Raw genomic sequence first — 25,493 nt, 5'->3', positions numbered from 1 at the left:
CATGACGCGGCGCACGCGCGCCGCAATGAGACAGAGGATTCACAGCATGGCAAGCCTTTCCATCCGTGACGTGTACAAGACCTACCCGAACGGCGTGCCCGTCCTGAAGGGCGTCGACATCGACATCGAGGACGGTCAGTTCCTGATTCTCGTCGGCGGTTCGGGCTGCGGGAAATCGACGCTTCTCAACATGATCGCGGGCCTCGAGACCGTGACGAAGGGCGAGATCCGGATCGGCGAGAAGGTCGTCAACGATCTGTCGCCGAAGGATCGCGACATCGCGATGGTGTTCCAGTCGTACGCGCTCTATCCGTCGATGACGGTGCGCGAGAACATCTCGTTCGGCCTGAACATCCGCAAGGTGCCGAAGAACGAGCAGAAGAGCATCGTCGAGCGCGTCGCCGCGATGCTGCAGATCGAGCACCTGCTCGATCGCAAGCCGGGGCAGCTCTCGGGCGGCCAGCGGCAGCGCGTCGCGATGGGCCGCGCGCTCGCGCGCGACCCGGCGCTCTTCCTGTTCGACGAGCCGCTCTCCAACCTCGACGCGAAGCTGCGCATCGAGATGCGCGCCGAGATCAAGCTGTTGCATCAGCGCCTCGGCACGACGATCGTCTACGTGACGCACGACCAGATCGAGGCGATGACGCTGGGCGACCGGATCGCGGTGATGAAGGACGGCGTCGTCCAGCAGTTCGGCGCGCCGCAGGACATCTACGATTCGCCGTCGAACCTGTTCGTCGCGGGCTTCATCGGCGCGCCGCCGATGAACTTCATCAACGGCAAGCTCGTCGAGCAGGGCAGCGGCGTCGGCATCGAGCTCGACACGGGCGCGATGCGCGGCGTGCTGAACCTGCCGTTCGACGCGAAGCGGATGAACGGCCACGTCGGCCGCGACGTGATCCTCGGCCTGCGGCCGGAGCGGATCACCGACGCGAGGAGCGCGCACAACGGCGAGAGCTCGCGCCTGCAGCCCGTCGACGTGACGGTCGACGTGACCGAGCCGACGGGCCCCGATACGCATGTGTTCGCGCAGGTCAACGGCAAGCGGATCGTGAGCCGCGTGCATCCGGCCGCGAACCCGCAGCCGCAGCAGAAGCTGTCGCTGTTGTTCGATGTGTCGAAGGCGGTGCTGTTCGATCCGTCGACGGAGGCGCGCATCGCGTGATCGCGCGCGATCACGCGCGCGGGCGGCGGCGCTGGATCGCGGCGCGGCTCGCGCGGGCGTGACGTCGCCATTCGGCGCGCGCGGACACGGCGATCGACCGGGATGATTCGGGCGATCCGGACGATGGTGGAATCAAGGAGGGAAAAGGGCGGCCGCCTTCGTGCGCCGCCCTTTTTGCGTCTCGTGTCGCGTGCGAGTTGAGGCTAGGCCGGCTGCAGCAGCACGAGCACGGCGCCCGCCCCGCCGTCATGGCCGCGCGCCTGACAGAACGCGATCACCTCGTCCTTCTGCACGAGCCACGCGCGCACCTTGCCCTTGAGCACCGGCTCCTTGCCGATCGAGCCGAGCCCCTTGCCGTGGATCACGCGCAGGCAGCGCAGGCCTTTCTTGCCCGATTCGCGGATGAATTCGGCGAGCGCCTCGCGCGCCTCGTCGCGCCGCATTCCGTGCAGATCGAGCTGCGCCTGGACGATCCATGCGCCGCTTCTGAGCTTGCGCACGACGTCGCGGCTCACGCCGGGGCGGTGGTAGTACAGCGTCTCGTCGGTATCGAGCAGCGTCTCGGGATCGAATTCGTCGGACAAGGTCTCGGACAGCACCGCCTCCTCGTCCTGCTGCGTGTGCTTCGGCACGGGCGCGGGCGCCGGGCGGCCGCCCGCGGCGCGCGGCGGCGCCGCGAGCGGCGTGATCGCGCCGATCTCGCGGCGAAAGAGGTCGGCGTCGGCGTTGGCCTGACGGGCCGCCTGCTTCGCCTGCACCGCTTCGCGCGTGCGACGCTCGGATTCGCCGGCGAGGGTGGCGCGCAGCGCGTCGAGCCCGGCGAGGCCCTGGCCGCGCAGCGCGGCGGGCGCGGGAGGCGGGCTTGCGGGCGCGGGCGCCGGCTCGCGGGCGGCGGCTTGCCGCTTCGCGGGGTCGCTCGGATGAGGCTGGTTCTTCGCCATGATGAATCGGATACGAAAAGGGCGGGCGCGCCGACGCTGCGGTTCGGCCCGACGGACGTGAAAAAGCCGCTGCGCGGGGCACAGCGGCTGCGGTGTGTCAGACCCGTCAGTCAGACCCGTCAGTCAGACCCGTCAGGCGGCGCGCGGCGACGCCATTGTAGCGCCCGCGCCGCTTCTTACTTGTGGTCGTGCAGGCTTTCGAGATAGCGCTGCGCGTCGAGCGCCGCCATGCAGCCCGTGCCCGCGCTCGTGATCGCCTGGCGGTAGACGTGATCCTGCACGTCGCCCGCCGCGAACACGCCCGGCACGCTCGTGCCCGTCGCGTTGCCCGACAGGCCGCTGTTCGTGATGATGTAGCCGTCCTTCATCTCGAGCTGGCCCTTGAAGATGTCGGTGTTCGGCTTGTGGCCGATCGCGATGAAGAGGCCCTGCACCGCGACGTCCTCGGTCGCGCCCGTCGCCACGTGCTTGATGCGCACGCCCGAGACGCCCGAATCGTCGCCCGTCACCTCGTCGAGCACATGGTTCCACTTGATCTCGACGGCGCCTTCCTTTTCCTTTTCGAGGAGACGATCGACGAGGATCGGCTCCGCGCGGAACTTGTCGCGGCGGTGGATCACCGTGACCTTCTTCGCGATGCCCGTCAGGTAGAGCGCTTCCTCGACGGCCGTGTTGCCGCCGCCGACCACCGCGACGTTCTGGCCGCGATAGAAGAAGCCGTCGCAGGTCGCGCACGCCGACACGCCGCGGCCCATGAACGCCTCTTCCGACGGCAGGCCGAGGTATTGCGCGGACGCGCCCGTCGCGATGACGAGCGAGTCGCACGTGTATTCGCCCGCGTCGCCGACGAGGCGGATCGGCTTCTCGTGCAGCTTCGCCGTGTGGATGTGGTCGAACACGATCTCGGTGTTGAAGCGCTGCGCGTGCGCGAGAAAGCGCTGCATCAGCTCGGGGCCCTGCACGCCGTCCGCGTCGGCCGGCCAATTCTCGACGTCGGTCGTCGTCATCAGTTGGCCGCCTTGCGCGATGCCCGTGATCAGGAGGGGCGACAGGTTCGCGCGGGCCGCGTAGACGGCCGCCGTGTAGCCGGCGGGGCCGGAACCGAGAATCAGGACTTTCGCGTGTTTGGGCGTGGACATGAGCAGGATCCGTAAAAAGCGGCCGGCCGGGCGGACGATGCTGCCGGGCGGCCCGTTGCGAGCGGGATACCGTCGCAGATGGGTGCAAAGCCCGCATTATAAAGGGCTGCCTGCTGCGCCGCCGAATGGACTTTTCAATCGGCGCGATAGCGTCGCGCGGCGCGGTTGTGGCGGCGCGCGCACATTTCGGCGCGACTCGGCCCGCGCGTTACCGTCATTTACACTTGGCGCGGCGGCGCAGCGTTTACAATAGATCGGATCGAACGATCGGCGGTCCTGCCGCGCGCAGCCGCCTCATCGCCCCTTTTGACGGATTCATGGCAAAAGCACCTTATACCGCTCAGGCCCAGGCACTGCCGCACCGGATGTCGCGCCTGCTGACCGAGATCCGCTGGATTCTCCAGGTCGCGCTGCTCGCCTTCCTGCTGATGGCGCTTCTGAGCTACAGCCGGCGCGATCCGAGCTGGACGCACGCCGCGCAGGTCGACCACATCGCGAACTGGGCAGGGCGCGTCGGCGCGTGGACGGCCGACATCATGCTGCTCCTCTTCGGCCTCTCCGCGTATTGGCTCATCGTGCTGCTCGGCCGGCGCGTCGCCGCGAACTATCGCCGCATCACCCGGCACGACGCGCTGCCCGACGAGCCGGAAAAGCCGGCCGGCTGGCTCGCCGAAGGCTTCGCGTTCGTGCTCGTGCTGCTCGCGAGCGACGGCATCGAGGCGTTGCGGATGTGGTCGCTGAAAGTGCAACTGCCGCGCGCGCCGGGCGGCGTCGTCGGCGAGGCGGTCGCGCGCGGCGTGTCGCACGCGTTCGGCTTCACGGGCGGCACGCTCGCGCTCCTGATCGCGCTCGCGATCGGGCTGTCGCTGTATTTCCGCTTTTCGTGGCTGTCGGTCGCCGAGCGCGTCGGCGACGCGATCATCAACGCGTTCACGCTCGCGAAGCTGCGCCGCGAGGCCGAGCGCGACCGCAAGCTCGGCGAGGCCGCGGCCGTCAAGCGCGAAGGCAAGGTCGAGGAGGAGCGCGTGCGCATCGAGGAGCACGAGCCCGTCACGATCGTGCCGCCCGTCGTCACGCCCGCGAAATCCGAGCGCGCCGAGAAGGAGCGCCAGCAGCCGCTCTTCACCGATCTGCCCGGCGATTCGACGCTGCCCGCGATCTCGCTGCTCGATCCCGCGCCGGCGTCGCAGGAGACGATCTCCGCGGACACGCTCGAATTCACGTCGCGCCTGATCGAGAAGAAGCTGAAGGATTTCGGCGTCGAGGTGAGCGTCGCCGCCGCATACCCGGGCCCCGTCGTCACGCGCTACGAGATCGAGCCCGCGACGGGCGTGAAGGGCAGCCAGATCGTCAATCTGTCGAAGGATCTCGCGCGCTCGCTGTCGCTCGTGTCGATCCGCGTCGTCGAGACGATTCCCGGCAAGAACTGCATGGCGCTCGAATTGCCGAACCAGCGCCGCCAGACGGTGCGGCTGTCCGAGATCCTCGGCTCCGAGGTCTACGCGGACGCGCCGTCGATGCTCACGCTCGGCCTCGGCAAGGACATCGGCGGCAAGCCGGTGTGCGCGGATCTCGCGAAGATGCCGCACCTGCTCGTCGCCGGCACGACGGGCTCGGGCAAGTCGGTCGGGATCAACGCGATGATCCTGTCGCTGCTCTACAAGGCGAGCCCCGAGCAGGTGCGTCTGATCCTGATCGATCCGAAGATGCTCGAAATGAGCGTCTACGAAGGCATTGCGCATCTGCTGTGTCCGGTCGTCACCGACATGCGCCAGGCGGGCCACGCGCTGAACTGGACCGTCGCCGAGATGGAGCGCCGCTACAAGCTGATGAGCAAGCTCGGCGTGCGCAATCTCGCCGGCTACAACAACAAGATCGAAGACGCGAAGAAGCGCGAGGAGAAGATCCCGAATCCGTTCAGCCTGACGCCGGACGATCCGGAGCCGCTCGGCCGGCTGCCGAACATCGTCGTCGTGATCGACGAGCTCGCCGATCTGATGATGGTCGTCGGCAAGAAGGTCGAGGAGCTGATCGCGCGGATCGCGCAGAAGGCGCGTGCGGCGGGCATCCATCTGATTCTCGCGACGCAGCGCCCGTCCGTCGACGTGATCACGGGCCTCATCAAGGCGAACGTGCCGACGCGGATCGCGTTCCAGGTGTCGTCGAAGATCGATTCGCGCACGATCCTCGACCAGATGGGCGCCGAATCGCTGCTCGGCCAGGGCGACATGCTGTACCTGCCGCCCGGCACCGGGCTGCCCGTGCGCGTGCACGGCGCGTTCGTGTCGGATGACGAGGTGCACCGCGTCGTCGAGAAGCTGAAGGAGCACGGCGAGCCGAACTACATCGAGGGCCTCCTCGAAGGCGGTACGGTCGACGGCGACGAAGGCTCGGCCGCGGGAACGGGCGACGCGAACGGCGAGTCTGATCCGCTGTACGACCAGGCGGTCGAGATCGTCATCAAGAACCGGCGCGCGTCGATTTCGCTCGTGCAGCGCCACCTGCGCATCGGCTACAACCGCGCGGCGCGGTTGCTCGAGCAAATGGAGCAGTCGGGGCTCGTGTCGGCGATGTCGTCGAGCGGGAATCGCGAAATCCTCACCCCCGCGCGCGACGCGGAGTGAATCCGCGCCGGCGCGCCTGCCGAACGCGCGCCGGCCCTCTACGGAGAAAACCACAGCATGCAGCATCAGTCGTTGGCAGTTCATACCGGTTCGGGTTCCGCGCCGAAGCGCGGGTTCGCGCGCACGCTGCGCGCCGCGCTCGCGGGCGCCGCGCTCGCGCTCGTCGCGTCGCGCGCATTCGCGAGCGGCACCGAGCAACTGAAGGCGTTCGTCGCGAAGGTTCACGCGGCGAGGGGCGACTTCACGCAGCAGATCGTCAAGGCGCCGTCGAAGGCGGCGAGCGGCGCGGTGCCGACCGTGAAGCCCACCGACAATTCGAGCGGCAGCTTCGTGTTCTCGCGGCCCGGCAAGTTCATCTGGACGTATCAGAAGCCGTACCAGCAGGTGCTGCAGGCCGACGGCGACAAGCTCTACGTGTACGACAAGGATCTGAACCAGGTCACCGAGCGCAAGCTCGCGGGCGCGCTCGGCGCGAGCCCCGCCGCGATCCTGTTCGGCAGCAACGATCTCGAGAAGAACTACACGCTGCGCGACGCGGGCGAGAAGGGCGGGATCGACTGGCTCGAAATGGTGCCGAAGGCGCAGGACACGCAGTTCCAGCGGATCGGCATCGGCTTCAGGAACGGTATGCTCGCCGCGATGGAGTTGCATGACGTGTTCGGCAACGTGACGCTGCTCACGTTCACGAACATTCAGACGAATCCGCCGCTCAAGGCCGATCAGTTCAGGTTCGTCGTGCCGAAGGGCGCGGACGTCGTTACCGGCTGAGCGCGGCGGCCGCATCGATTCGCGACCGGGCCCGCCAGCGATGGCGGGCCCGATTCGTTTCTTCGGCGCGGCGCGCCGCCGCCTCGAGAGGCGGCCGTCGCGCCGCTGTCCGGCGCGCCGTGGCGTTGCGCCGCGCGGCTGTCATAATGTCCGGTCCGGCGGCGCATGCGTGCCGCCATCGTTTTTCGTGGGAGCCAAGGTCCATGTCCGACCTGTTTGCAGTCGAACCGCGCCGGCCGCTCGCCGAGGCGCTGCGCCCGAAGACGCTCGCCGACGTGATCGGGCAGACGCATCTTCTCGGCGAAGGCAAGCCGCTCAAGCTCGCGTTCGAATCGGGCAAGCCGCATTCGATGATCCTCTGGGGGCCGCCCGGCGTCGGCAAGACGACGCTCGCGCGCCTGACCGCGCTCGCGTTCGATTGCGAGTTCATTGCGCTTTCGGCGGTGCTGGGCGGCGTGAAGGACATCCGCGAGGCGATGGAGCAGGCGCGCGATACGCTGAACCGCACCGGCCGCCACACGATCCTGTTCGTCGACGAAATCCACCGCTTCAACAAGGCGCAGCAGGACGCGCTGCTGCCGTTCGTCGAATCGGGGCTCGTCACGTTCATTGGCGCCACCACCGAGAATCCGAGCTTCGAGGTGAACTCGGCGCTGCTGTCGCGCGCGCAGGTGTACGTGCTGAAGTCGCTGACGGAAGACGAGTTGCGCCAGTTGCTCAAGCGCGCGCAGGACACGGCGCTCGACGGGCTCGCGTTCGACGGCAAGGCGGTCGACACGCTCGTCGGCTACGCGGACGGCGACGCGCGGCGTTTTCTGAATCTGCTCGAGCAGGCGCAGACGGCGGCGACGTCCGCGGGCGTGACGACGATCGACGCGGCGTTCGTCGAGAGCGCGATGACGATGAACGCGCGCCGCTTCGACAAGGGCGGCGACAATTTCTACGACCAGATCTCCGCTCTGCACAAGTCGGTGCGCGGCTCGAGCCCGGACGGCGCGCTGTACTGGCTGTGCCGGATGCTCGACGGCGGCGCGGACCCGAAATACCTCGCGCGGCGCGTCGTGCGCATGGCGTGGGAGGACATCGGCCTGGCCGACCCGCGCGCGATGCAGATCGCGAACGATGCGGCGCAGACCTACGAGCGGCTCGGCTCGCCGGAGGGCGAGCTCGCGCTCGCGCAGGCGGTGCTCTACCTCGCGTGCGCGGCGAAGAGCAACGCCGGCTACAACGCGTACAACGAGGCGATGGCGTTCGTGCGGCAGGACAAGTCGCGCGAGGTGCCGGTGCATTTGCGCAACGCGCCGACGAAGCTGATGAAGGAGCTCGGCTACGGCCACGCGTACCGCTACGCGCACGACGAGCCGAACGCATACGCGGCGGGCGAGACATACTTGCCGGACGGCATGCGCGAGCCGCGCTGGTACAAGCCGGTGCCGCGCGGGCTCGAGACGAAGATCGCCGACAAGCTTGCATGGCTGCGCGAGCTCGACCGCGAAGCGGGCAAGAAGGACTAGCGAGGCCGGCGCGGGCGGCGGCGGTCGTCCGTCGGCTGCTTCAGCGTTTGCGCGCCGGCTGCTTCTTCCAGTAGTCGAACGGCTCCTGATGGCAGTCGATGTCGAGTTCGGCGACGCGCGTGTGCAGGCTCGACTGCGCGTCGGCGATCGCGAGGTTGTAGATCGCCGGGCCGATTTCCTCGACGAAGAAATTCAGCAGCGCGCCGGCCTGGATATTGCCGATCGGCTCCTCCAGGTTTTCGGTGAAATAGCGTTGCAGCGACGCGATTGCGCGATCGCGCACGTCCTTGTCCAATTCGATGGCCATCGATTCTCCTGTGAAGCGGATGTGGACCGGCGCGCATGCCGGCAACGCGATACTGCCACGGACGCCCGGTTTGCGACACCGGCCGTTTGGCCGACGCCGTGGCGGACGCGCGGTGCGTTAGAATTCCCCTCTTACACAACGATTTTCCTGTTCTCCCATGCTCGACATCCAGTTGCTGCGCAAAGACCTCGACGGCGTCGCGAAACGCCTCGCCGATCGCGGCTACACCCTCGACGTCGCCGCGTTCTCCGCGCTCGAAGCGGAACGCCGGGCGATCCAGACCCGCACCGAAGAACTGCAGGCGCGCCGCAACAGCCTGTCGAAGCAGATCGGCGCGATGAAGGGGCGGGGCGAGGACACGACGGCGGTGATGGCCGAAGTGGGCGGCATCGGCGACGAGATGAAGGCATCGGCGGTGAAGCTCGACGAGATCCAGGCGCGCGTGTCCGACCTGATGCTGCAGATGCCGAATCTGGCGCACGAGAGCGTGCCAGTCGGTAGCGACGAGACGGAGAATGTCGAAGTGCGCCGCTGGGGCACGCCGCGCCAGTTCGATTTCGACGTGAAGGACCACGTCGACGTCGGCACGCCGCTCGGCCTCGATTTCGAGACGGGCGCGAAGCTGTCGGGCGCGCGCTTCACGGTGCTGCGCGGCCCGATCGCGCGCCTGCATCGCGCGCTCGCGCAGTTCATGCTGGATACGCACACGCTGCAGCACGGTTACAGCGAGACGTATACGCCTTACATCGTGAATCCGGACGTGCTGTACGGCACGGGCCAGTTGCCGAAGTTCGCGGAGGACATGTTCCGCGTCGAGAAGGGCGGCGCGGAGAACACGGTGACGCAATACCTGATCTCGACATCGGAGATCTCGCTGACGAACACCGTGCGCGATTCGATCGTCGAGGCGTCCGCGCTGCCGATCAAGCTGACCGCGCATTCGCCGTGCTTTCGCTCGGAAGCGGGCTCGTACGGCCGCGACACGCGCGGGATGATTCGCCAGCACCAGTTCGACAAGGTCGAGATGGTGCAGATCGTCACGCCGGAAGCGTCGTACGCGGCGCTCGACGAGATGGTCGGCCATGCTGAGGCGATCCTGCAGAAGCTCGAACTGCCTTACCGCGTGATCACGCTGTGCACGGGCGACATGGGCTTCTCGGCGGCGAAGACGTTCGACCTCGAGGTATGGCTGCCCGCGCAGAACACGTATCGGGAGATCTCGAGCTGCTCGAACACCGAATCGTTCCAGGCGCGCCGGATGCAGGCACGGTTCCGCAACGCGCAGGGCAAGCCGGAACTCGTGCATACGCTGAATGGCTCGGGGCTCGCGGTCGGCCGTACGCTCGTCGCGGTGCTGGAGAACTACCAGAACGCCGACGGCTCGGTGACGGTGCCCGTTGCGCTGCGGCCTTACATGGGCGGCGTCGAGCGGATCGACGCGCCTTCGAGCGCGGCCTGAACGGGCGTCCGAGCGGCTTCGAAAAGTTTTTGAAGAAAAAACTTGGAAGTCCGCGAAGAGTTGTTCTATAATCTTCGCTTCGCCGGGATGACCTGCCGGTGAGCGAAAAAGGAAAGGTGGCAGAGAGGTCGAATGCGCCGGACTCGAAATCCGGTATACGGTTATACCGTATCGTGGGTTCGAATCCCACCCTTTCCGCCAGATACACAGGAAACCCCCGCAACGCCAAAAGGCTTGCGGGGGTTTTTCTATTGCGTCACGGGAATCGTGGCTGAGCGGCGCATCAACAATCCGTTCCGATCGGGCAATGTGGTTGCACGCCGTGAGCGGTCAACGTCGATGATGCGCTCGGCTTGTTCCGCGCGTCGCGCCAATCGGCGCCCTGGTGCCGTTCAGAGGCCAATGTGCCCGGTTTCTTGTCGCGCGCTCAGCCAAAACGCTTGTTTGCGGGAAGGAGCGTTTGCCCGCTATCCGTCACCTTGTCGTCGTAGATCACGATATTGCTGGTGCTCAGCACATAGTACGGCATCGCCGACCCGCCCAACTGCACATACATGACGTAGCCGCGAAAGTCGGTGCAATTCCAGGAATCGCTGGCTCCGGGCGCCATCTTGAACGGCTTGGTGTCGCCGTCCGTTCCCCAGTGATTGATCGACACTTCAACCGTGTTCGATGCGCTGTTTTTGACGCTTATCGCATGATTTCACCTCGGTCTATCAGTCTGTTTTAGTCGGATTCCCATAACGAAATTTCTCTTTCTGAAATTCGTTAAAGGACTGGGTCAATCGAAATGCGCGGGTAATGGCAGATCGACCGCAAACAATAATAAATTAATCGATCCGAGACTAAACACCCAGATTTGGTAGGCGTGCCGGCAATTGAACAAGGGGGTTGCGAAATCGGACTCATGCCATTGCTGTTTATAGTTCGACTCAATGCCGGAATTTGAAAAATCGTCTCGAATCTTTGAAGTTTAAGACACGACGGAACGTTGACGTTCGTCGTCGGCATGTGTGCATGTCGAGCAGACACGAGAGCCGAGTGGAGATCGTCGTGCGTCGCCGGCGCATCGGGAGGGTGTTTCGGTAATCGTTGTCGGACAGATATGCCTGCGCCAACGAGGCGGCGGCATATTGATCGAGGGGATCGATTATTGGGATGATTTGATCCTTGGATCGGCGTGAGATTTTTTTCGGCGATGCGGAGTGCGCCTCGATGAAGGTATTGGGCGATTGGAGATGCGGGAGCGCCGTGACCGAAGCGAATGAATCGAGGTGCGCGGGTGGACACGTTCGACCGCTCGATCGATGTCGAAAGACGCGGCTCGGGCCGGGGCAAGACGGTAGCCGCCGCCGATGCGCGCACAGGTTTTCCCGACTCGCTCCGATCGAACGGACTGCATAAGAACTGAACGGCGCGACCAATCGGAGCCATGCGCGCACGACGTGCGAGGCGAACGCGTCGACTGATCAAACCCATGACGTTGATGCCCGTTTTCGCGCGGCACGTCCCGTCGACCGACCGCCGCATATTGCTGCGCTGCCGCATAAGCGCGAAATTGCGCTCGATATCGCGTTTATCGACGACATTTCGCAGCCATTCAAAAATTACGATTTGACTCATGCCCCGCTTTCGGTTGAAGCTAACGGCTTGCTGTCCGAAGGGGGCTGTGCCTGCATGAGTTCGACCTTGACTGTTCGTCGTATTGCCGCGGATCAGGGCGGCGTGTATCGCGAACTGCGCGCGGCCTCGCTGCGCGAGCCCTATGCGAGCGGCGAGACGCCGGAAGCCGAACTGGCCGTCGACGCCGCGCGAGCGGCCGCGATCGCGCAGCAGCGCGCGGCGTCCGATGAATCGACCACGTTCGTGCTGTACACCGAAGGCCATCCGGCCGGCATGATCGGCGCGTATTTCGACAGTACGCCCGCGCGCCGCGCGTTCGTGAGCGAGCTGTGGGTCGCGCATGCGGTCCGTCATCTGCGCGGCGGCGTGCTGCTCGTCAACACGGCGCGCGCGTGGCTCGCCACACGCGGCGCCGGCGAGATCTACGCGTGGATCGCCGACCAGAACCGCAGCGCGATCCGTTTCTATGAGCACGTCGGTTTCGCCGACACCGGCGAGCGTGCGCCGATCACCCGCGTGCCGGGTGCGATGAAGTCGCTGTTCGTCTGGCGCGAGCACGCGTAAGCGGCGTGCGAACCGGTCCCGGACCTTCCTTGCCGCGCCCGGACGGGGTGCCGCGGGCAGGCCGGCCGCCGCGCGCGCATTCGGCGCGCCCGAAAATGATGGCCCCGGGCGCGGACGCCTGTAAAATACGCAAAATTTTTTTGCAGAACGTCCATGTCGCTTAAAAAATCGCCATTCTTCGAACTGCGCAGCGGCTCGGTCGACACGTTGCTGTTCATCGTGAAAACCGCCGACCTCGATGCGTTGCGCGCCGAGTTGGTCAAGCGTTTCGAAGCGACTCCCGAATTCTTTGCGGATGACGTCGTCGCGATCGACGTGCGCCGGCTCGCGGATAACGAGCGCGTGCCGCTCGACGACATCCGCGGGATGCTGAGCGACGTGCGGATGCGCGCGATCGGCGTCGTCGCGCAACCGGGGCAGCACGTGTGGGCGGCGGGCGCGGGTCTGCCGCTGCTCGAGGCGCGCGACCGGCGCGCGCCGGCGCCGAAGGCGGAGGACGACGCGCCCGCGCAGCAGGCGGAGCCGCCCGCGCCGGCCGGCGCCGACGCGGGCGAGCCGCCGGCCGTGTCCGCCGCGCCCGCTGTCGCGGCGCAGTCGGCGACGCTCGTCATCGACAAGCCGCTGCGCTCAGGACAACAGATTTACGCGAAGGGAGATCTCGTGGTGCTCGGCCCGGTCAGTTACGGCGCCGAGGTCATCGCGGAAGGCAACATCCACATCTACGCGCCGTTGCGCGGCCGCGCGCTCGCGGGCGTGCACGGCAATCACGACGCGCGCATCTTCTGCACGTGTCTCGAACCGGAACTGATCTCGATCGCGGGCATCTATCGGACCACCGAGAACCCGCTGCCGGCCGACGTGCTCGGCAAGTCGGTGCAGATCCGGCTGGAACAGGAAAAACTGATGATCGAACCGCTGCGTCTCACGTGACACGCGTGGCGCGACAAACGGGTCGGTCGGTCCTCATTGACGAACACAGGGTAGGTAAATGGCAAAAATCATCGTGGTGACTTCGGGCAAGGGCGGCGTGGGCAAGACGACGACGAGCGCGAGCTTTGCTTCCGGTCTCGCGCTGCGCGGCCACAAGACGGCCGTGATCGATTTCGACGTCGGTCTGCGCAATCTCGACCTCATCATGGGCTGCGAGCGCCGCGTCGTGTACGACCTCGTCAACGTGATCCAGGGCGAAGCGAACCTGAACCAGGCGCTCATCAAGGACAAGAAGTGCGAGAACCTGTACATCCTGCCCGCGTCGCAGACGCGCGACAAGGAAGCGCTGACGCGCGAGGGCGTCGAGAAGGTCATCAATGACCTGATCGGGATGGACTTCGAATTCATCGTCTGCGATTCGCCAGCGGGCATCGAGTCGGGCGCGCTGCACGCGATGTACTTCGCGGACGAGGCGCTCGTCGTGACGAACCCGGAAGTGTCGTCGGTGCGCGATTCGGACCGCATCCTCGGCATCCTGTCGTCGAAGACGAAGCGCGCGTCGGAAGGCAAGGATCCGATCAAGGAGCACCTGCTCATCACCCGCTACAACCCGAAACGCGTGACCGAAGGCGAGATGCTGTCGCTCGACGACATCAGCGAGATCCTGCGCATCAAGCTGATCGGCGTCGTGCCGGAGTCCGAAGCGGTGCTGCACGCGTCCAACCAGGGCCTGCCCGCCGTCCACCTCGACGGCACCGACGTCGCGGAGGCGTACAAGGACATCGTGTCGCGCTTCCTCGGCGAGGACAAGCCGCTGCGTTTCACCGACTATCAGAAGCCGGGCCTGCTGCAGCGCCTCTTCGGCTCCAAGTAACGGAGGCGCGTCATGTCGATTCTGTCGTTTCTACTTGGTGAGAAAAAGAAATCCGCGGCCGTCGCGAAGGAGCGCCTGCAACTCATCATCGCGCACGAGCGCGTGGGCGGCCGGCCGCCCGCCGATTATCTGCCCGCGTTGCAAAAGGAACTCGTCGCGGTCATTTCGAAGTACGTGAAGATTTCGAACGATGACATCCGCGTGAGCCTCGAGCGCCAGGACGATCTGGAAGTGCTCGAAGTGAAGATCGAGATCCCGCAAGCCTGACGCGTTTCCCGTCTCATCGCGCGCGGCGCGCCGCCGCCGCGCGCGCCTTTACTTCTCGTTGCACTTTCGGGCCTCCGGTAACGCAGCGCCTGTCCGCCGTTACGCCTTCCTGAGCATTGAATGGATACGCTCTCGTCGCGTGTTCAATCGTTCATGGAGGCCGTGATGTCTTTCTCTCTTCATCGTGTCGTGCTGCCGTTCGCCGTCGCGGGCGCGGGCGTTTGCGCGCTCGCCGCGCCGCTTGTCGCGAGCGCCGACGAAATCGTCGTCGCGCAGGCGGCGCCCGTCGTCATCGAGCCGGCCGTGCGCGAAGTCGTCGTCGTCGCGCCGAGCGCGCCGCCGCCCGTGCGCCACGAGGTCGTGCCCGAGCCGCGTGTCGGCTACGTATGGGATCGCGGCCACTGGCGCTGGGATCACGACCGCTATGTGTGGATCGCCGGGCATTGGGAAATCGAGCGCGTCGGCATGCACTGGGAGCCGGGGCACTGGTCGCAGCGCGGCCCGGGCTGGGTCTGGGTTCGCGGCCACTGGGCCTGAGGAGGGGCGAGCGATGAAACGGACCCTGTTCGCCCTCGCGCTCGTCGCGCTGACGCTGGCCGGCTGCGTCGTCGTGCCGGCGCGGCCGGTGTATTACCGGCCGGCGCCTGTCGTCATCTATTGAGCGGGACGATGCCGCGGCTCGCGATGCGCGGTGTCGCCCGGCGGCGACGTCGAGCCGTCGGCGCGCGCATTCGGCTCGTCGGCCGCGCCGGGCGTCGATACCGAGCCCGCGTGGGGCGGCGAGGCCGCGCGTTCGGCATCGGCCGCGGTCATCGACGCGTCGTCGGCGCGCGCCGCCGCATCCGCGCCGACATTGCCGTCGGCGGCGCTCGCATCGTTCGCCGCGTTTGCTTGCGCGTCGTCCGTCGCTTCGTCGCGCAGCGTGTCGAGCGGATCGGCGGGCGCCGATTCGGCGTCTTCCGGCATCCTGACCGCCGCGATGCCAGCGTGTGCGGGAGCGGGGGCGGGCGCAGCCGTCGCGCGCTTCGGCTGCGGCGGCTTCAGGTAGCGCTCGGCGAGCGTCTCGTAGAGCGGCGGCACGAACAGGCGCGATACGCGGCTTGCGATCAGCGCGGTCGCCATCAGCGAGATCACGAGCGCGTGGCCGTTGATCATCTCCATCACGATCACGAACGACGTGATCGGCGATTGCGTGACGGCCGCGAGATAGCCGACCATCGCGAGCGCGATCAGCATCGGCAGATGCATGCCGCTGAACACGAAATGCAGCAGATTGCCGAAGCCCGCGCCGATCGACAGCGACGGCGCGAAGATCCCGCCCGGAATGCCGGGCAGATACGACGCGACCATCGAGATCATTTTCAGGAACGGATACAGGACGGACAGTTGTTCGCGGCCGTCGAGGAGCCCGCGCGCCTCCGCATAGCCGCTGCCGAACGTCGTGCCGCCGGACGCGACGCCGACGGCGGCGATCGCGAGGCCGCATGCCGCCGCGAACACGATCGGCCGCTCGCGGTAGAGCGTGAGCAGCCTTGCCGGCAGCCAGCGGCCGGTGTTCAGCAGCAGCCAGCCGAACAGCCCGCCTGCGACGCCCGTGACGAGCGCCGTCAGCAGCACGGCGGCCGCGAGCATTTTCGGAAAATGCTGGCCGATCTCGATCGTGCCGAAGTACGTGTAGTTGCCGTTCAAGCCGAGCGCGATCACGCCGGCGATGATGATCGCGGTGATCAGCACGCCGCTCGCGCGCGCCGAAAAGCTGCGGCTCAATTCCTCGATCGCGAACACGACGCCCGCGAGCGGCGTGTTGAACGCCGCGGACAAGCCGGCCGCCGCGCCCGCGAGCACGAGCTGGCGTTCAATCAGCGCGTTCGAGCGCGGGTAGAAGCGGCGCAGGTTGAACATCAGCGACGCGCCGATCTGCACGGTCGGCCCTTCGCGGCCGATCGTGAAGCCGCCGACGATCCCGAGCAGCGAGATCAGGATCTTGCCGAACAGGATGCGCAGCGTCAGCAGCCGCGAGCCGAACGCGCTCGGCTGCGCATGCAGCGTCGCAATCACCTGAGGAATCCCGCTGCCCTCGGCGCCCCGGAAGAAGCGGCGCGTGAGCCACACGGACAGCGCGGCGAGCGCGGGCGTCAGCACGAACGGGAGCCACGGGCGGCCGCCCTCGAGCGAGCGGAACGCTTCGTAGCCCCAGTCGATGAGTCGCGCATATGTCACGGCCGTGAGACCGACCACGATCGCGCCGAGCCAGAACACGCCATATTGGCGCCAGATGCGCTGCGTGCGGCGGGTGAGGGTCGGGAACAGGCGAGGGCGTTGCATGGGCGTCGGCGCGTAAAAAGGTGACATTATAATTGCGCGCTTAGCACGATATCGGCGTGGGGACAAATGTAAATTCTTCGCAATTTGTGCTGTTTGTGACGTTCTGTCTATTTAGAATGCCCAACTAACGAGTTGGATACATCCATATAAAAATGAAACGTATTCTCATTGTGAAGGTCACGTCGCTAGGCGATGTCGTGCAGACGCTGCCCGTCGTAGCGGACCTCCACCGCGCGTTCCCCGGCGTGCAGGTGGATTGGGCCGTCGACGAGTCGTGCGCCGACGTCGTGCGCTGGAACACCGGCGTGAGCCGCGTGTTGTGCGCGCCGCTGCGTCGCTTCAAGAAGGCGCGCAGCCCGGCCGACCTGAAGGCGATCGCGGCTTCGATCAGCGGGTTGCGCGCGTATCGCTACGATGCGGTGATCGATCTTCACGGTGTTTACAAGAGCGCGATCATTTCATTTCTTGCACGCGCGCGGCGGCGCTACGGCTACCGGAACCAGGATCTCGGCGAGCTTGGCGCAATGTTCGCGTACAACGGCCGCTTCGGTCCGCGTCCCGCCTGCGACGCGTGGCACGGCATGCGCGTGAGCGCGGGCGAGGCGCTCGGCTACGAGCCGCAGGGCCGCGCCGATTACCTGCTCGACGTGCCGCCGGAATCGCGCGAGCCGCATACGGCGCCGCTCGCCGCGCTCGCGGAGCCGGCCGGGCCGTACGCGCTGTTCTTTCATGCGACGTCGAACGATGACAAGCGCTGGCCGACCGATCACTGGAGCGCGGTCGCGCGCGAGATGCGCGCGCGCGGGCTGCACGTGCTGCTGCCGTGGGGCAGCGAGCACGAGCGGGAAGAGGCGCAGCGGATCGCGGCGTGCGCGCCGGGCGCCGTCGTGCTGCCCAAGCTGACGCTCGCCGACGTCGCGCGCAAGATCGATCGCGCGACGCTCGTGGTCGGCGTCGATACCGGTTTCGTGCACATGGCGCATGCGCTCGAGAAGCCGACGGTCATGATCTTTCGCGCGACGTCGCGCCAGCATCTGGGCGTGAGCGGCGCGCCGCACTCGCTGTCGATTGGCGACGAAGGGGCGACGCCGGGCGTCGGCGACGTGCTCGGCGCGATCGAGCGTGTTTATCCGACGGGCGTCATCGAGCAGCCGCGGCGCGTCGCTGCGATGTGAGCGTGCGCCGGCGCGCTCAGGACAGCAATAATTCGAACGCGATCACGGCCGCAATGGCCGCGAGATTCGCCGCGAGCGCTTCGACCGCGATGCCGAGCCAGCTTTTCGGCTTGAAGCGCACGGAAAGCAGCAGCGCGCCGCCGAGCGACAGCGCAACGATCAATACGAGGTCGGCGTTCTGCAGGCGGATCAGATCCATCTCGACGGCTCCTGTCGGCTGATGCCGAAAGCGTTGCGCGCGCCGCTGCGCGGCAGGCGCCCGTGCAATCGAGTATAGACACGACGAATCGCGCCGGATGACGCGGGCCCGCCCGCGTCAGTGCGTTCGCGCCGGCTTGTTCACGTCAGCTTCGCGTCGCGCGTCTCGCGCATCAGCAGCACGCCGACGAGGCTGATCGCCGCCGCGACCGACACATATCCGCCGACCCACGCGAGCCCGCCGCGCGCGGCGAGCAACTGCGCGATGTAAGGCGCGATCGACGCGCCGAGAATGCCGCCGAGGTTGTACGCGACGCCCGCGCCCGTATAGCGCACGTTGGTCGGAAACAGTTCCGGCAGCAGCGCGCCCATCGGCGCGAACGTCACGCCCATCAGGAACAGCTCGATCGTCAGGAACAGCGCGACGAGCGCCGTCGAGCCGCTGCCGAGCAGGGGCGCCATCGTGAAGCCCGACAGCAGCGCGGCGATCGCGCCCGCGATCAGCACCGGCTTGCGGCCGAAGCGATCGGCGGCCGCGGCGGCGAGCGGCGTTGCGAGCGCCATGAACAGCACCGCGAAGCACAGCAGGCCGAGGAAGCTCTGGCGCGAGAAATGCAGCGTCGACACGCCATACGACAGCGAGAACACCGTCGAGATGTAGAACAGCGTGTAGCAGACGACCATCGCGAGCGCACCGAGCAGCGTCGGCCGCCAATGGTGCGCGACGAGCGCCGCGACCGGCACGCGCACGCGCTCGTGCCGGTCGAGCGCAGCCTGGAACGCGGGCGTCTCGGCGATCTTCAGGCGCACGTACAGGCCGACCGCGACGAGCGCCGCGCTCACGAGAAACGGAATGCGCCAGCCCCACCCGCGAAACTGCTCGTCGGACAGCGTGAGCGCGAGCGCGAAGAACAGGCCGTTCGACGCGAGAAAGCCGATCGACGGGCCGAGCTGCGGAAACATCCCGAACCAGCCGCGCTTGCCGGCGGGCGCGTGCTCGGTCGCGAGGAGCGCGGCGCCGCCCCATTCGCCGCCGAGGCCGATGCCCTGACCGAACCGCAGCACGCAGAGCAGCATCGGCGCGAGCGCGCCGATCGCGTCGTAGCCGGGCACGAAGCCGATCGCGGTCGTCGAGACGCCCATCACGAGCAGCGACGCGACGAGCGTCGATTTGCGGCCGATCCGGTCGCCGAAGTGGCCGAACAGGAACGAGCCGATCGGCCGCGCGATGAATGCGATGCCGAACGTGACGAATGCGGACAGCGCCTGCGCGGTGGCCGAGCCGTGCGGGAAGAAAACGGGGCCGATTACGAGCGCGGCGGCCGTCGCGTACACGTAGAAATCGTAGAACTCGATCGCCGTGCCGATGAAGCTCGCGAACGCGATGCGACGGTGGCTCGTCGTGTCGGCGGCGCGCGGCGCGGCGGCGGAAGCGGAAAGACGGGTATCCGACATGCGGGTCTCCGGTGGTTGTGGCGGCGCAGCGTTCGCTCGAGCGCGCGTCGCTCGTCGCGCGCGGTCGGCGGTCGTTGCCCCTTTGTTCGAATCGAGAGTCGGGCGCGACGCGGCACTCGGCGCATGCCGGCGGTTCGCGCGCAGCAATGCGAAAGTGCACGCGGCGCCCACGCGGGCCGTCGCTTGCCCGCGAGCCGGCCGCGTATCGTGCGGCCGCGTGTCGTCGATGCGTTGCGCGGCCCGCCGGGTGGGCGCGCCGCGCAAGCGGGCCTTGCGGCCGAATGCGGATGCGGGAAATTATAGCGACGCGGCCGCGAGCCGTCGCGCGTTGTCGCGCGCCGCGTGCGAGAGCGCGGTGGATCGCGCGCGAGTGCGTGCGTGTTCGCGTTCAGTTGAGCGTCTGCGCCTGCGGCGCCGCTTTCGTGCGCAACTGGAATTGTCCGTTGTCGTTGAAGAGCCAGCTTTCCATCATTTCGATCTGGCCGCGCCCGTCGAGCAACTTCGCGGGAGGCGGCGGCAATGGCGCGGCGCGGCGCAGCGACGCGAGCGCGATGCCCTCGGCTTCGTCGTCGCCGTTGCTGCGGTAGACGGCCGACTTCACGAGCTGCCCGTTGCGATCGACGGTGAACGCGACGACGACGAGCGAGCGCAGCATGGCTTGTGGCGTGCCGTGCAGGATGCGGTCCGAATTGCTGTCGGCGATGCGTTGCGCGACGGCCGCGCGGTATTCGGTCGTGCTCATCGACGAGACGCTCGGCACGACGACCGCGCCGTGCGGCGGCGGCAGCGTGATCGTGCAGGCCGCGAGCGCGGCCGCGCACGCGGACAGGACAGCGCCGCGCCATGCGGCCCGGATTCGGAGGAACTCGTCGCGCGTCGTCATGATCGCCTCCCGGAAGATCGGCAGAGCGCAGATTTCATGATAGGTCTGAGCGTATCGCTGTGCATCGGGACAAACGATCTCCGTTCTCCGGGGAGCGGTTTCGGCGCCGCGCGATGGCGGCGTGGTGACGATGCGAAGCCGCCTCGCGCCGGATTTCGGCGCATGCGAACTGCGTTGATTGTGTGTTCCGGTCCGTAATATGATTTCGTCTCTTTGAATGCCCACTGCCAAAGAGCGTGCGATGGACGACTGGAAATTGCCCTGGACGGGAGGATGTCGCTGTGGACGATTGCGCTTCGAGATCACCGCGCCGCCGCTGCTGACGATGGCGTGCCACTGCACCGGCTGCCAGAGGATGAGCGCAAGCGCCTTTTCACTCTCGATGGCGATTCCGGAAGGCGGCTTTCGCGTGACGGCCGGCGAGCCGGTCGTCGGCGGCGCGCATGGCGCGGAGATTCATCACCGGCATTGCGACTGGTGCAAGAGCTGGGTGTTCACCGAGCTCGAACCCAGCATGGGATTCGTCAACGTCCGCCCGACGATGCTCGACGATTGCGGATGGTTCAAGCCCTATATCGAAACCTATGCCAGCGAGGCACTGCCTTGGGCGAAGACGGGCGCCGCGCACAGCTTCGACCGATTCCCGGCGATGGGGGCGTATGGCCCGCTCGTCGCCGAGTTCGCGGAGAAGAGTGCGCGCCCCGGGCGGTAGAAGGCGACGCAGGCCGTTTCCGAATCGCCGGCCGGCAGCCGAACGGCGGCACGACGCCGAATTGCCGTCGCGCCGCCTTCTTTCATGCCTATTCGCAGCGCTTCATTTTCAGGACGCGCGAAACCTGGCCGATCGTGAATCCGCTGTTGCGCACATAGGGCGTGTAATCGAGCGGCGCGATCAAGGATTCGCTGACTGCAAACAGGCCGACGAACCGAAACGCGTCCGTCTCCATCTTGATGAACACGGGGATCGTACCGCCCTGACCGGCGAGCGTTTTGCCTGCGGCGCGCGCTGATGCGCTGCCGTCGCAGATGATGACGTCCGGCGCTTGCGGATTGAGATCCGTTCGCAGGCAGGCGGCCACGACCTTGCCGTTCTTCGTCGGCAGAAAGGCCTGCTTGCTGCCGCCGCAGGCGGTGTGGATGAATTCGCGCGTGTAATGCTTGTTGAGTTCAAACATGTCAGGACTCCAGTTCGTCATTGCAATGCATGCAGGCGGGCATGCCCGTGGATCAAAGCGTGTTCGCGCCGACGTGCGTGGGGTAGCGGCTCGCGCGTTTGGCGAGACGCTCGCGAAATCAGGACCGATACGCCGCTGAGGCGATGCTTTCCCGTGGGACCAGCACGCTCAGGATTCGCAACAGGACCTTGCCCTTTCGCGTGATGGAGAACTTGGGCTCACCCTTTTCCCGATCGACCAGTTCCGCCAGCCCTGCGTCGCGGAGCGTGGTCATGTCGAGCGTTCCCTGCTCGACCTCGACGGGCGCATGTTCGAGCAGCATCAGTGCGGCCATTTCATGCGCGCTCAATCGCGGCATGCTGGTCGGTGTCGCCGTTCCATGAAGCTCGTTCATCAGTCATCCTTTCTTCTTCGGTGCAGATGGCGCGCGTGCTCGCGCATCATCCGCTGCGTGCAAGCGAGGTGAAGTTCGAAAGGGCGGGCGAAGCACAGGGGGACGCACCGGCCATCGCGGCCGGGCGCGTCACATCCCGAATCGCTGCAATCGCGGCTCCGGGTATGCGCAAAGGCACTCGAAAAGGTTGCTACGGGCGCGCGTCGTCCGCCTGTCGGCAGGGCGACCGCTCGAAGAAAAGAGCCGGCGTCCTGCCTGTCAGGTCGCGATGCAACTTGGGGGACGAGGACATCGAATGGTCATGTCGCCGGCTCTCGGTGGGATTACAGGGATATTTTATTGAGCCGCCATCCGGTTACAAGTAAAAAGGTCGTAAAGGGCGGTCGGTTGAAGCGCGTTCATCGGTGTCGAAGCCGGTGTTCGTGCCGGTCGGCCTCGGTGTCGACTCGACGAATATCGCGGGCCGCCGTCCACGTGCCGACACGGAATGACCGTGGCGAGCAGCAGTGACCCGACTCGGCCTTGGAGCGCACGGGTCGACGCGTCGAGCGCACTTGCTCCATCGCAGCACGACTTCAGGCGCGTGCGTGTCCGGCTCGAACGCCTTGGCGTCGTGAGCGGGACGATGCATCGATGAAAGCGTCGTTCGCATTGTCTGGCATCGACAGATTCAAAACGCTTCCTGGCGGCGCGTCTTGTCTTGATGAAGGCCATGCGTTGAAGGTCACGCGTGCGGGGAGGTGCCTGCCGGATCGATTCGGAGACGGCGAGAGGAGGACTTGGCGGAAGCGGTGAGATTCGAACTCACGGACAGTTGCCCGTCGCTGGTTTTCAAGACCAGTGCCTTAAACCACTCGGCCACGCTTCCAAGGTCGAGCATTGTAACCGAAACGGCGCGCGAATCGTCGCGTCGCGGCGTTCGATTCGCGCGTGCGCGCCTGAGCGCGCACGCGTCGGTTCACGCCGGTCGGTCGCCCGTCATTCGTCGCGCAGGAAAAGCGCCTGCAGATCGTTGAGGAAGCGCTGGCCGAGCGGCGTCGGCGCGATGCGCGTGTGATCATGCACGATGAGGCCGCGCCGCTCGGCTTGCGCGAGCGCGGGCCCGATCGAGGCGAGCGACATGCCGGTGCGCTCCGCGAAGCTGTGCGTGGGCACGCCTTCGACGAGCCTCAGCGCGTTCAGCATGAACTCGAACGGCAGATCGTGCGGGCCCACTTCCCGCTCTTCCTGCACGGCCGTGCCGGCTTTCGCCTGTTCGATGAACGTCGCCGGATGCTTGTAGCGCGCCTGGCGCAGGATCCGGTTCGGAAACGACAGCTTCGTGTGCGCGCCGGCGCCGATCCCGAGATAGTCGCCGAAGCGCCAGTAGTTGAGATTGTGCCTGCACTGCCGATGCGGCTTCGCATATGCGGACACCTCGTAGCGCGCGTAGCCCGCCTGCGCGGTGCGTTCGTGCAGCCAGTCCTGCATGTCGGCCGACGTGTCGTCGTCCGGCACGGTGGGCGGGAACTTCGCGAAGTACGTGTTCGGCTCGAGCGTCAGGTGATAAAGCGACAGATGCGGCGGCGCGAACGACAGCGCGGTTTCGAGATCCGCGCGGCATTCGTCGAGCGTCTGGTTCGGCAGCGCGAACATCAGGTCGAGGTTGAAGTTGTCGAACGTGCGCGCGGCGATCTCGGCCGCGGCGCGCGCCTGCGTGGCGTCGTGGATGCGCCCGAGCGCCTTCAAGTGCGCTTCGTTGAAGCTCTGGATGCCGATCGACAGACGATTGACGCCGCTCGCGCGGAATTGCGCGAACTTCGCCGCCTCGAACGTGCCCGGGTTCGCCTCGAGCGTGATCTCGGCGTCCGCGTCGAGCGGGAGCAGCGCGCGCACGTCGGACAGCAGCCGGTCGAGCCCCGCCGCCGACAGCAGGCTCGGCGTGCCGCCGCCGATGAACACCGTGTGCACCTGGCGCCCCCAGACGAGCGGCAGCGCGTGCTCGAGATCGGCGCGCAGCGCGTCCAGATAGTCGCGCTCGGGCAGCGCGCCGCCGTCCTTCCATTCGTGCGAATTGAAGTCGCAATACGGGCACTTGCGCACGCACCATGGGAAGTGCACGTACAGCGCGAGCGGCGGCAGCGACGCGAGCCGGATCCGGCCGGGCGCGGCGAACGTCGCGACGACGCGCGCACCGTTGGCGGCCGCGTCGCTCATCGAATCTCTCCGAGCCGCGCGACGAGCGCCTTCAGCGCGAGCGCGCGATGGCTCACCGCGTTCTTCGCGGCCGGATCGAGCTCGGCCGCCGTCGCGCCGAGCGCCGGCACGAGGAAGTGCGGATCGTAGCCGAAGCCGTGCGCGCCGCGCGGCGCATCGACGATCTCGCCCGCCCAGCGGCCTTCGGCGATGATCGGCTCCGGATCGTCCGCGTGGCGCACGAGCGCGAGCACGCAGCAGTAGTACGCGCGCCGGTCGGCGACGTCGTGCAGTTGCTCGACGAGATACGCGTTGTTCGCCGCGTCGCTCTTCTCGCGCCCGGCGCGCTGCGCGTAGCGCGCCGAGTAGACGCCCGGCGCGCCGCGCAGCGCGGGCACGCACAGGCCGGAATCGTCGGCGACGGCGGGCAGGCCCGTCGCGCGCGACGCATGGCGCGCCTTCGCGAGCGCGTTCTCGACGAACGTCACGTGCGGCTCGTCGGCTTCGGATACGCCGAGCTCGCCTTGCGGCACGATATCGATGCCCGCTGTCGAGAAGAGGGCGGCGAACTCGCGCAGCTTGCCCGGATTGTTCGACGCGAGGACGATGCGCGAGCGCGCGGCGCCGGGCGATGCGTGCGACATCGTCAAGCCTCCAGCGCGGCGCGCTGCAGCCGCACGAGTTCGCCGATGCCGGCTTGCGCGAGGTCGAGGAGCGCGTTCATCTCGGCGCGCGAGAACGGCGCGCCTTCCGCGGTGCCCTGCACCTCGACGAAGCCGCCCGCGCTTGTCATTACGATGTTCATGTCGGTGTCACACGCGGAGTCTTCGTCGTAGTCGAGATCGAGCACCGGCGCGCCGCCGAATACACCCACCGAGATCGCCGCGACGTAGTCGGTGATCGGCGAGCGCGCGATCTTGCCCGCCGCGACGAGCTGTGTCACCGCGTCGTGCGCGGCGACGAACGCGCCCGTGATGCTTGCCGTGCGCGTGCCGCCGTCGGCCTGGATCACGTCGCAGTCGAGGTGCAGCGTGCGCGGGCCGAGCGCGTTCAGATCGAATACCGCGCGCAGCGCGCGGCCGATCAGGCGCTGAATTTCCTGCGTGCGGCCCGTCTGCTTGCCGCGCGCCGCTTCCCGGTCGCTGCGCGTGTGCGTCGCGCGCGGCAGCATGCCGTATTCCGCGGTGAGCCAGCCCTGGCCGCGCTCGCGCAGGAACTCGGGCACGCGCTCGGCGACGCTTGCCGTGCAGATCACTTTCGTGTCGCCGAACTCGACGAGCACCGAGCCTTCCGCATGCTTCGTGTAGTGGCGCGTGATGCGCACGTCGCGCAGTTGGTCGGCGCGGCGGCCGCTCGGGCGTGGGGAGGAATTCGTCATCGGGGCAATCTGCTGAGGAGAAACCCGAATTTTACCGCGCGCGCGGCACATCGGCCCGGCGGGTCCGGCCCGCAAAAATGGGATAATGACCGTTTCGCGCCCCGCGCCTCGTAAGCGCCGGGCGTCTCGAATCCTTCCGGCCCGCTGGGCCATCAAACGA

25 protein-coding genes and 2 tRNA genes are annotated in these 25,493 nt (G+C 66.9%); 13 read left to right on the top strand and 14 right to left on the bottom strand.

The annotated features are described in order from the left end of the window. Positions 1 to 46 precede the first annotated feature (46 nt). Entirely contained in the window at positions 47 to 1,165 is a 1,119-nt protein-coding gene (ugpC, locus tag WS92_RS24275; protein WP_009913321.1) for an ABC transporter ATP-binding protein, read from the top strand. A gap of 203 nt (positions 1,166 to 1,368) precedes the next feature. On the opposite strand, the gene WS92_RS24270 is transcribed toward ugpC, so the two are convergent. Beyond that, positions 1,369 to 2,106, bottom strand: a complete 738-nt coding sequence (locus WS92_RS24270) for a Smr/MutS family protein (protein ID WP_006025596.1) — start codon at positions 2,104 to 2,106, stop codon at positions 1,369 to 1,371. Positions 2,107 to 2,282: 176 nt separating this feature from the next. Continuing rightward, complete coding sequence (gene trxB, locus WS92_RS24265) at positions 2,283 to 3,245, bottom strand: thioredoxin-disulfide reductase (RefSeq protein WP_059934113.1); 963 nt, start codon at positions 3,243 to 3,245, stop codon at positions 2,283 to 2,285. Between the two features lie 317 nt (positions 3,246 to 3,562). On the opposite strand from trxB, the gene WS92_RS24260 reads away from it, so the two are divergent. The 3 genes from WS92_RS24260 (at position 3,563) to WS92_RS24250 (ending at position 8,151) form a co-directional block, all read left to right on the top strand. After that, on the top strand, positions 3,563 to 5,869 hold the full coding sequence (locus tag WS92_RS24260) for a DNA translocase FtsK (protein ID WP_006025598.1): 2,307 nt from the start codon (positions 3,563 to 3,565) through the stop codon (positions 5,867 to 5,869). Positions 5,870 to 5,926: 57 nt separating this feature from the next. Further along, positions 5,927 to 6,637 carry an outer membrane lipoprotein chaperone LolA gene (gene lolA, locus WS92_RS24255; protein ID WP_006025599.1) on the top strand — a complete coding sequence of 237 codons (711 nt, stop codon included), beginning with the start codon at positions 5,927 to 5,929 and terminating at the stop codon, positions 6,635 to 6,637. Positions 6,638 to 6,840: 203 nt separating this feature from the next. Next, a complete protein-coding gene (locus tag WS92_RS24250; RefSeq protein WP_059934111.1) occupies positions 6,841 to 8,151 on the top strand; it encodes a replication-associated recombination protein A in 1,311 nt (436 codons plus the stop codon). A gap of 40 nt (positions 8,152 to 8,191) precedes the next feature. On the opposite strand, the gene WS92_RS24245 is transcribed toward WS92_RS24250, so the two are convergent. Beyond that, positions 8,192 to 8,458 carry a DUF2164 domain-containing protein gene (locus WS92_RS24245; RefSeq protein WP_006025601.1) on the bottom strand — a complete coding sequence of 89 codons (267 nt, stop codon included), beginning with the start codon at positions 8,456 to 8,458 and terminating at the stop codon, positions 8,192 to 8,194. A 157-nt stretch (positions 8,459 to 8,615) separates the two neighbouring features. Between WS92_RS24245 and serS the strand changes: the two genes are divergently transcribed. Together serS and WS92_RS24235 are read left to right on the top strand one after the other, a co-directional pair. Next, positions 8,616 to 9,917: a serine--tRNA ligase gene (serS, locus tag WS92_RS24240; protein ID WP_059934109.1), complete on the top strand. Its 1,302-nt coding sequence runs from the start codon at positions 8,616 to 8,618 to the stop codon at positions 9,915 to 9,917. Positions 9,918 to 10,027: 110 nt separating this feature from the next. Beyond that, a tRNA-Ser gene (locus WS92_RS24235) sits at positions 10,028 to 10,118 on the top strand. 226 nt (positions 10,119 to 10,344) lie between these two features. On the opposite strand, the gene WS92_RS24230 is transcribed toward WS92_RS24235, so the two are convergent. After that, the gene (locus WS92_RS24230) at positions 10,345 to 10,575 is read right to left on the bottom strand and encodes a hypothetical protein (protein WP_059934107.1); all 231 of its coding nucleotides are present in this window, start codon (positions 10,573 to 10,575) and stop codon (positions 10,345 to 10,347) included. Between the two features lie 1,031 nt (positions 10,576 to 11,606). On the opposite strand from WS92_RS24230, the gene WS92_RS24220 reads away from it, so the two are divergent. The 5 genes from WS92_RS24220 to WS92_RS24200 all read left to right on the top strand — a co-directional run bounded on the left by WS92_RS24220 (position 11,607) and on the right by WS92_RS24200 (position 14,712). Then, a complete protein-coding gene (locus WS92_RS24220) occupies positions 11,607 to 12,104 on the top strand; it encodes a GNAT family N-acetyltransferase (RefSeq protein ID WP_006025604.1) in 498 nt (165 codons plus the stop codon). 153 nt (positions 12,105 to 12,257) lie between these two features. After that, positions 12,258 to 13,034, top strand: coding sequence for a septum site-determining protein MinC (minC, locus tag WS92_RS24215; protein WP_059934105.1), 777 nt, complete (start codon positions 12,258 to 12,260; stop codon positions 13,032 to 13,034). 58 nt (positions 13,035 to 13,092) lie between these two features. After that, the gene (gene minD / locus WS92_RS24210) at positions 13,093 to 13,908 is read left to right on the top strand and encodes a septum site-determining protein MinD (protein WP_059934103.1); all 816 of its coding nucleotides are present in this window, start codon (positions 13,093 to 13,095) and stop codon (positions 13,906 to 13,908) included. A 12-nt stretch (positions 13,909 to 13,920) separates the two neighbouring features. Further along, a complete protein-coding gene (minE, locus tag WS92_RS24205) occupies positions 13,921 to 14,175 on the top strand; it encodes a cell division topological specificity factor MinE (RefSeq protein WP_004186076.1) in 255 nt (84 codons plus the stop codon). A 120-nt stretch (positions 14,176 to 14,295) separates the two neighbouring features. Continuing rightward, on the top strand, positions 14,296 to 14,712 hold the full coding sequence (locus WS92_RS24200; protein ID WP_006025607.1) for a YXWGXW repeat-containing protein: 417 nt from the start codon (positions 14,296 to 14,298) through the stop codon (positions 14,710 to 14,712). 117 nt (positions 14,713 to 14,829) lie between these two features. Here the strand turns inward: WS92_RS24200 and WS92_RS24195 are convergent, their stop codons facing one another. Further along, entirely contained in the window at positions 14,830 to 16,527 is a 1,698-nt protein-coding gene (locus WS92_RS24195; RefSeq protein ID WP_061083880.1) for a chloride channel protein, read from the bottom strand. Positions 16,528 to 16,652: 125 nt separating this feature from the next. Here WS92_RS24195 and waaC point away from each other — a divergent pair, with 125 nt between their 5' ends. Further along, the gene (gene waaC / locus WS92_RS24190) at positions 16,653 to 17,675 is read left to right on the top strand and encodes a lipopolysaccharide heptosyltransferase I (protein WP_059934099.1); all 1,023 of its coding nucleotides are present in this window, start codon (positions 16,653 to 16,655) and stop codon (positions 17,673 to 17,675) included. A 16-nt stretch (positions 17,676 to 17,691) separates the two neighbouring features. Here waaC and WS92_RS24185 read toward each other — a convergent pair whose 3' ends face one another. The 3 genes from WS92_RS24185 to WS92_RS24175 form a co-directional block, all read right to left on the bottom strand. Further along, positions 17,692 to 17,874, bottom strand: coding sequence for a hypothetical protein (locus WS92_RS24185; protein WP_009913304.1), 183 nt, complete (start codon positions 17,872 to 17,874; stop codon positions 17,692 to 17,694). A 140-nt stretch (positions 17,875 to 18,014) separates the two neighbouring features. Next, complete coding sequence (locus WS92_RS24180) at positions 18,015 to 19,328, bottom strand: MFS transporter (RefSeq protein ID WP_059934097.1); 1,314 nt, start codon at positions 19,326 to 19,328, stop codon at positions 18,015 to 18,017. A gap of 388 nt (positions 19,329 to 19,716) precedes the next feature. Beyond that, positions 19,717 to 20,211 (bottom strand): TonB family protein, encoded by a 495-nt coding sequence (locus WS92_RS24175; protein WP_015601272.1) that lies wholly within the window; start codon positions 20,209 to 20,211, stop codon positions 19,717 to 19,719. A gap of 289 nt (positions 20,212 to 20,500) precedes the next feature. Between WS92_RS24175 and WS92_RS24170 the strand changes: the two genes are divergently transcribed. Next, positions 20,501 to 20,923, top strand: a complete 423-nt coding sequence (locus WS92_RS24170; protein WP_006025612.1) for a GFA family protein — start codon at positions 20,501 to 20,503, stop codon at positions 20,921 to 20,923. An 88-nt stretch (positions 20,924 to 21,011) separates the two neighbouring features. Here WS92_RS24170 and WS92_RS24165 read toward each other — a convergent pair whose 3' ends face one another. From WS92_RS24165 to rph, 6 genes are all read right to left on the bottom strand, one after another. Further along, the gene (locus tag WS92_RS24165; RefSeq protein WP_059934095.1) at positions 21,012 to 21,386 is read right to left on the bottom strand and encodes a hypothetical protein; all 375 of its coding nucleotides are present in this window, start codon (positions 21,384 to 21,386) and stop codon (positions 21,012 to 21,014) included. 118 nt (positions 21,387 to 21,504) lie between these two features. Next, complete coding sequence (locus WS92_RS24160) at positions 21,505 to 21,780, bottom strand: hypothetical protein (protein WP_059934093.1); 276 nt, start codon at positions 21,778 to 21,780, stop codon at positions 21,505 to 21,507. Between the two features lie 780 nt (positions 21,781 to 22,560). Then, a tRNA-Ser gene (locus WS92_RS24155) sits at positions 22,561 to 22,648 on the bottom strand. A 110-nt stretch (positions 22,649 to 22,758) separates the two neighbouring features. Beyond that, positions 22,759 to 23,976 carry a radical SAM family heme chaperone HemW gene (hemW, locus tag WS92_RS24150; protein ID WP_059934091.1) on the bottom strand — a complete coding sequence of 406 codons (1,218 nt, stop codon included), beginning with the start codon at positions 23,974 to 23,976 and terminating at the stop codon, positions 22,759 to 22,761. Beyond that, positions 23,973 to 24,599, bottom strand: coding sequence for an RdgB/HAM1 family non-canonical purine NTP pyrophosphatase (gene rdgB, locus WS92_RS24145; protein ID WP_059934087.1), 627 nt, complete (start codon positions 24,597 to 24,599; stop codon positions 23,973 to 23,975). Before rdgB ends, hemW begins: the two co-directional genes overlap by 4 nt. A gap of 2 nt (positions 24,600 to 24,601) precedes the next feature. Then, positions 24,602 to 25,333, bottom strand: a complete 732-nt coding sequence (rph, locus tag WS92_RS24140) for a ribonuclease PH (RefSeq protein ID WP_059934085.1) — start codon at positions 25,331 to 25,333, stop codon at positions 24,602 to 24,604. Positions 25,334 to 25,493 lie beyond the last annotated feature (160 nt).

The organism is Burkholderia sp. MSMB1588 (assembly GCF_001546925.1).
Lineage (GTDB): Bacteria > Pseudomonadota > Gammaproteobacteria > Burkholderiales > Burkholderiaceae > Burkholderia > Burkholderia humptydooensis.
Note: the sequence above shows the minus strand (reverse complement) of the source record. Positions and strands in the feature narration are given on the sequence as shown.

Excerpts from the sequence above, each read along its gene's own strand:
- rph (WP_059934085.1), bottom strand. The coding sequence starts at position 25,333 with ATGACGAATTCCTCCCCACGCCCGAGCGGCCGCCGCGCCGACCAACTG.
- WS92_RS24185 (WP_009913304.1), bottom strand. The coding sequence starts at position 17,874 with ATGGATCTGATCCGCCTGCAGAACGCCGACCTCGTATTGATCGTTGCG.
- minC (WP_059934105.1), top strand. The coding sequence starts at position 12,258 with ATGTCGCTTAAAAAATCGCCATTCTTCGAACTGCGCAGCGGCTCGGTC.
- WS92_RS24160 (WP_059934093.1), bottom strand. The coding sequence starts at position 21,780 with ATGAACGAGCTTCATGGAACGGCGACACCGACCAGCATGCCGCGATTG.
- minD (WP_059934103.1), top strand. The coding sequence starts at position 13,093 with ATGGCAAAAATCATCGTGGTGACTTCGGGCAAGGGCGGCGTGGGCAAG.
- WS92_RS24250 (WP_059934111.1), top strand. The coding sequence starts at position 6,841 with ATGTCCGACCTGTTTGCAGTCGAACCGCGCCGGCCGCTCGCCGAGGCG.
- WS92_RS24200 (WP_006025607.1), top strand. The coding sequence starts at position 14,296 with ATGGATACGCTCTCGTCGCGTGTTCAATCGTTCATGGAGGCCGTGATG.
- hemW (WP_059934091.1), bottom strand. The coding sequence starts at position 23,976 with ATGAGCGACGCGGCCGCCAACGGTGCGCGCGTCGTCGCGACGTTCGCC.
- serS (WP_059934109.1), top strand. The coding sequence starts at position 8,616 with ATGCTCGACATCCAGTTGCTGCGCAAAGACCTCGACGGCGTCGCGAAA.
- waaC (WP_059934099.1), top strand. The coding sequence starts at position 16,653 with ATGAAACGTATTCTCATTGTGAAGGTCACGTCGCTAGGCGATGTCGTG.
- WS92_RS24175 (WP_015601272.1), bottom strand. The coding sequence starts at position 20,211 with ATGACGACGCGCGACGAGTTCCTCCGAATCCGGGCCGCATGGCGCGGC.
- rdgB (WP_059934087.1), bottom strand. The coding sequence starts at position 24,599 with ATGTCGCACGCATCGCCCGGCGCCGCGCGCTCGCGCATCGTCCTCGCG.
- WS92_RS24180 (WP_059934097.1), bottom strand. The coding sequence starts at position 19,328 with ATGTCGGATACCCGTCTTTCCGCTTCCGCCGCCGCGCCGCGCGCCGCC.
- WS92_RS24165 (WP_059934095.1), bottom strand. The coding sequence starts at position 21,386 with ATGTTTGAACTCAACAAGCATTACACGCGCGAATTCATCCACACCGCC.
- ugpC (WP_009913321.1), top strand. The coding sequence starts at position 47 with ATGGCAAGCCTTTCCATCCGTGACGTGTACAAGACCTACCCGAACGGC.
- WS92_RS24260 (WP_006025598.1), top strand. The coding sequence starts at position 3,563 with ATGGCAAAAGCACCTTATACCGCTCAGGCCCAGGCACTGCCGCACCGG.
- lolA (WP_006025599.1), top strand. The coding sequence starts at position 5,927 with ATGCAGCATCAGTCGTTGGCAGTTCATACCGGTTCGGGTTCCGCGCCG.
- trxB (WP_059934113.1), bottom strand. The coding sequence starts at position 3,245 with ATGTCCACGCCCAAACACGCGAAAGTCCTGATTCTCGGTTCCGGCCCC.
- WS92_RS24245 (WP_006025601.1), bottom strand. The coding sequence starts at position 8,458 with ATGGCCATCGAATTGGACAAGGACGTGCGCGATCGCGCAATCGCGTCG.
- WS92_RS24270 (WP_006025596.1), bottom strand. The coding sequence starts at position 2,106 with ATGGCGAAGAACCAGCCTCATCCGAGCGACCCCGCGAAGCGGCAAGCC.
- WS92_RS24195 (WP_061083880.1), bottom strand. The coding sequence starts at position 16,527 with ATGTCACCTTTTTACGCGCCGACGCCCATGCAACGCCCTCGCCTGTTC.
- minE (WP_004186076.1), top strand. The coding sequence starts at position 13,921 with ATGTCGATTCTGTCGTTTCTACTTGGTGAGAAAAAGAAATCCGCGGCC.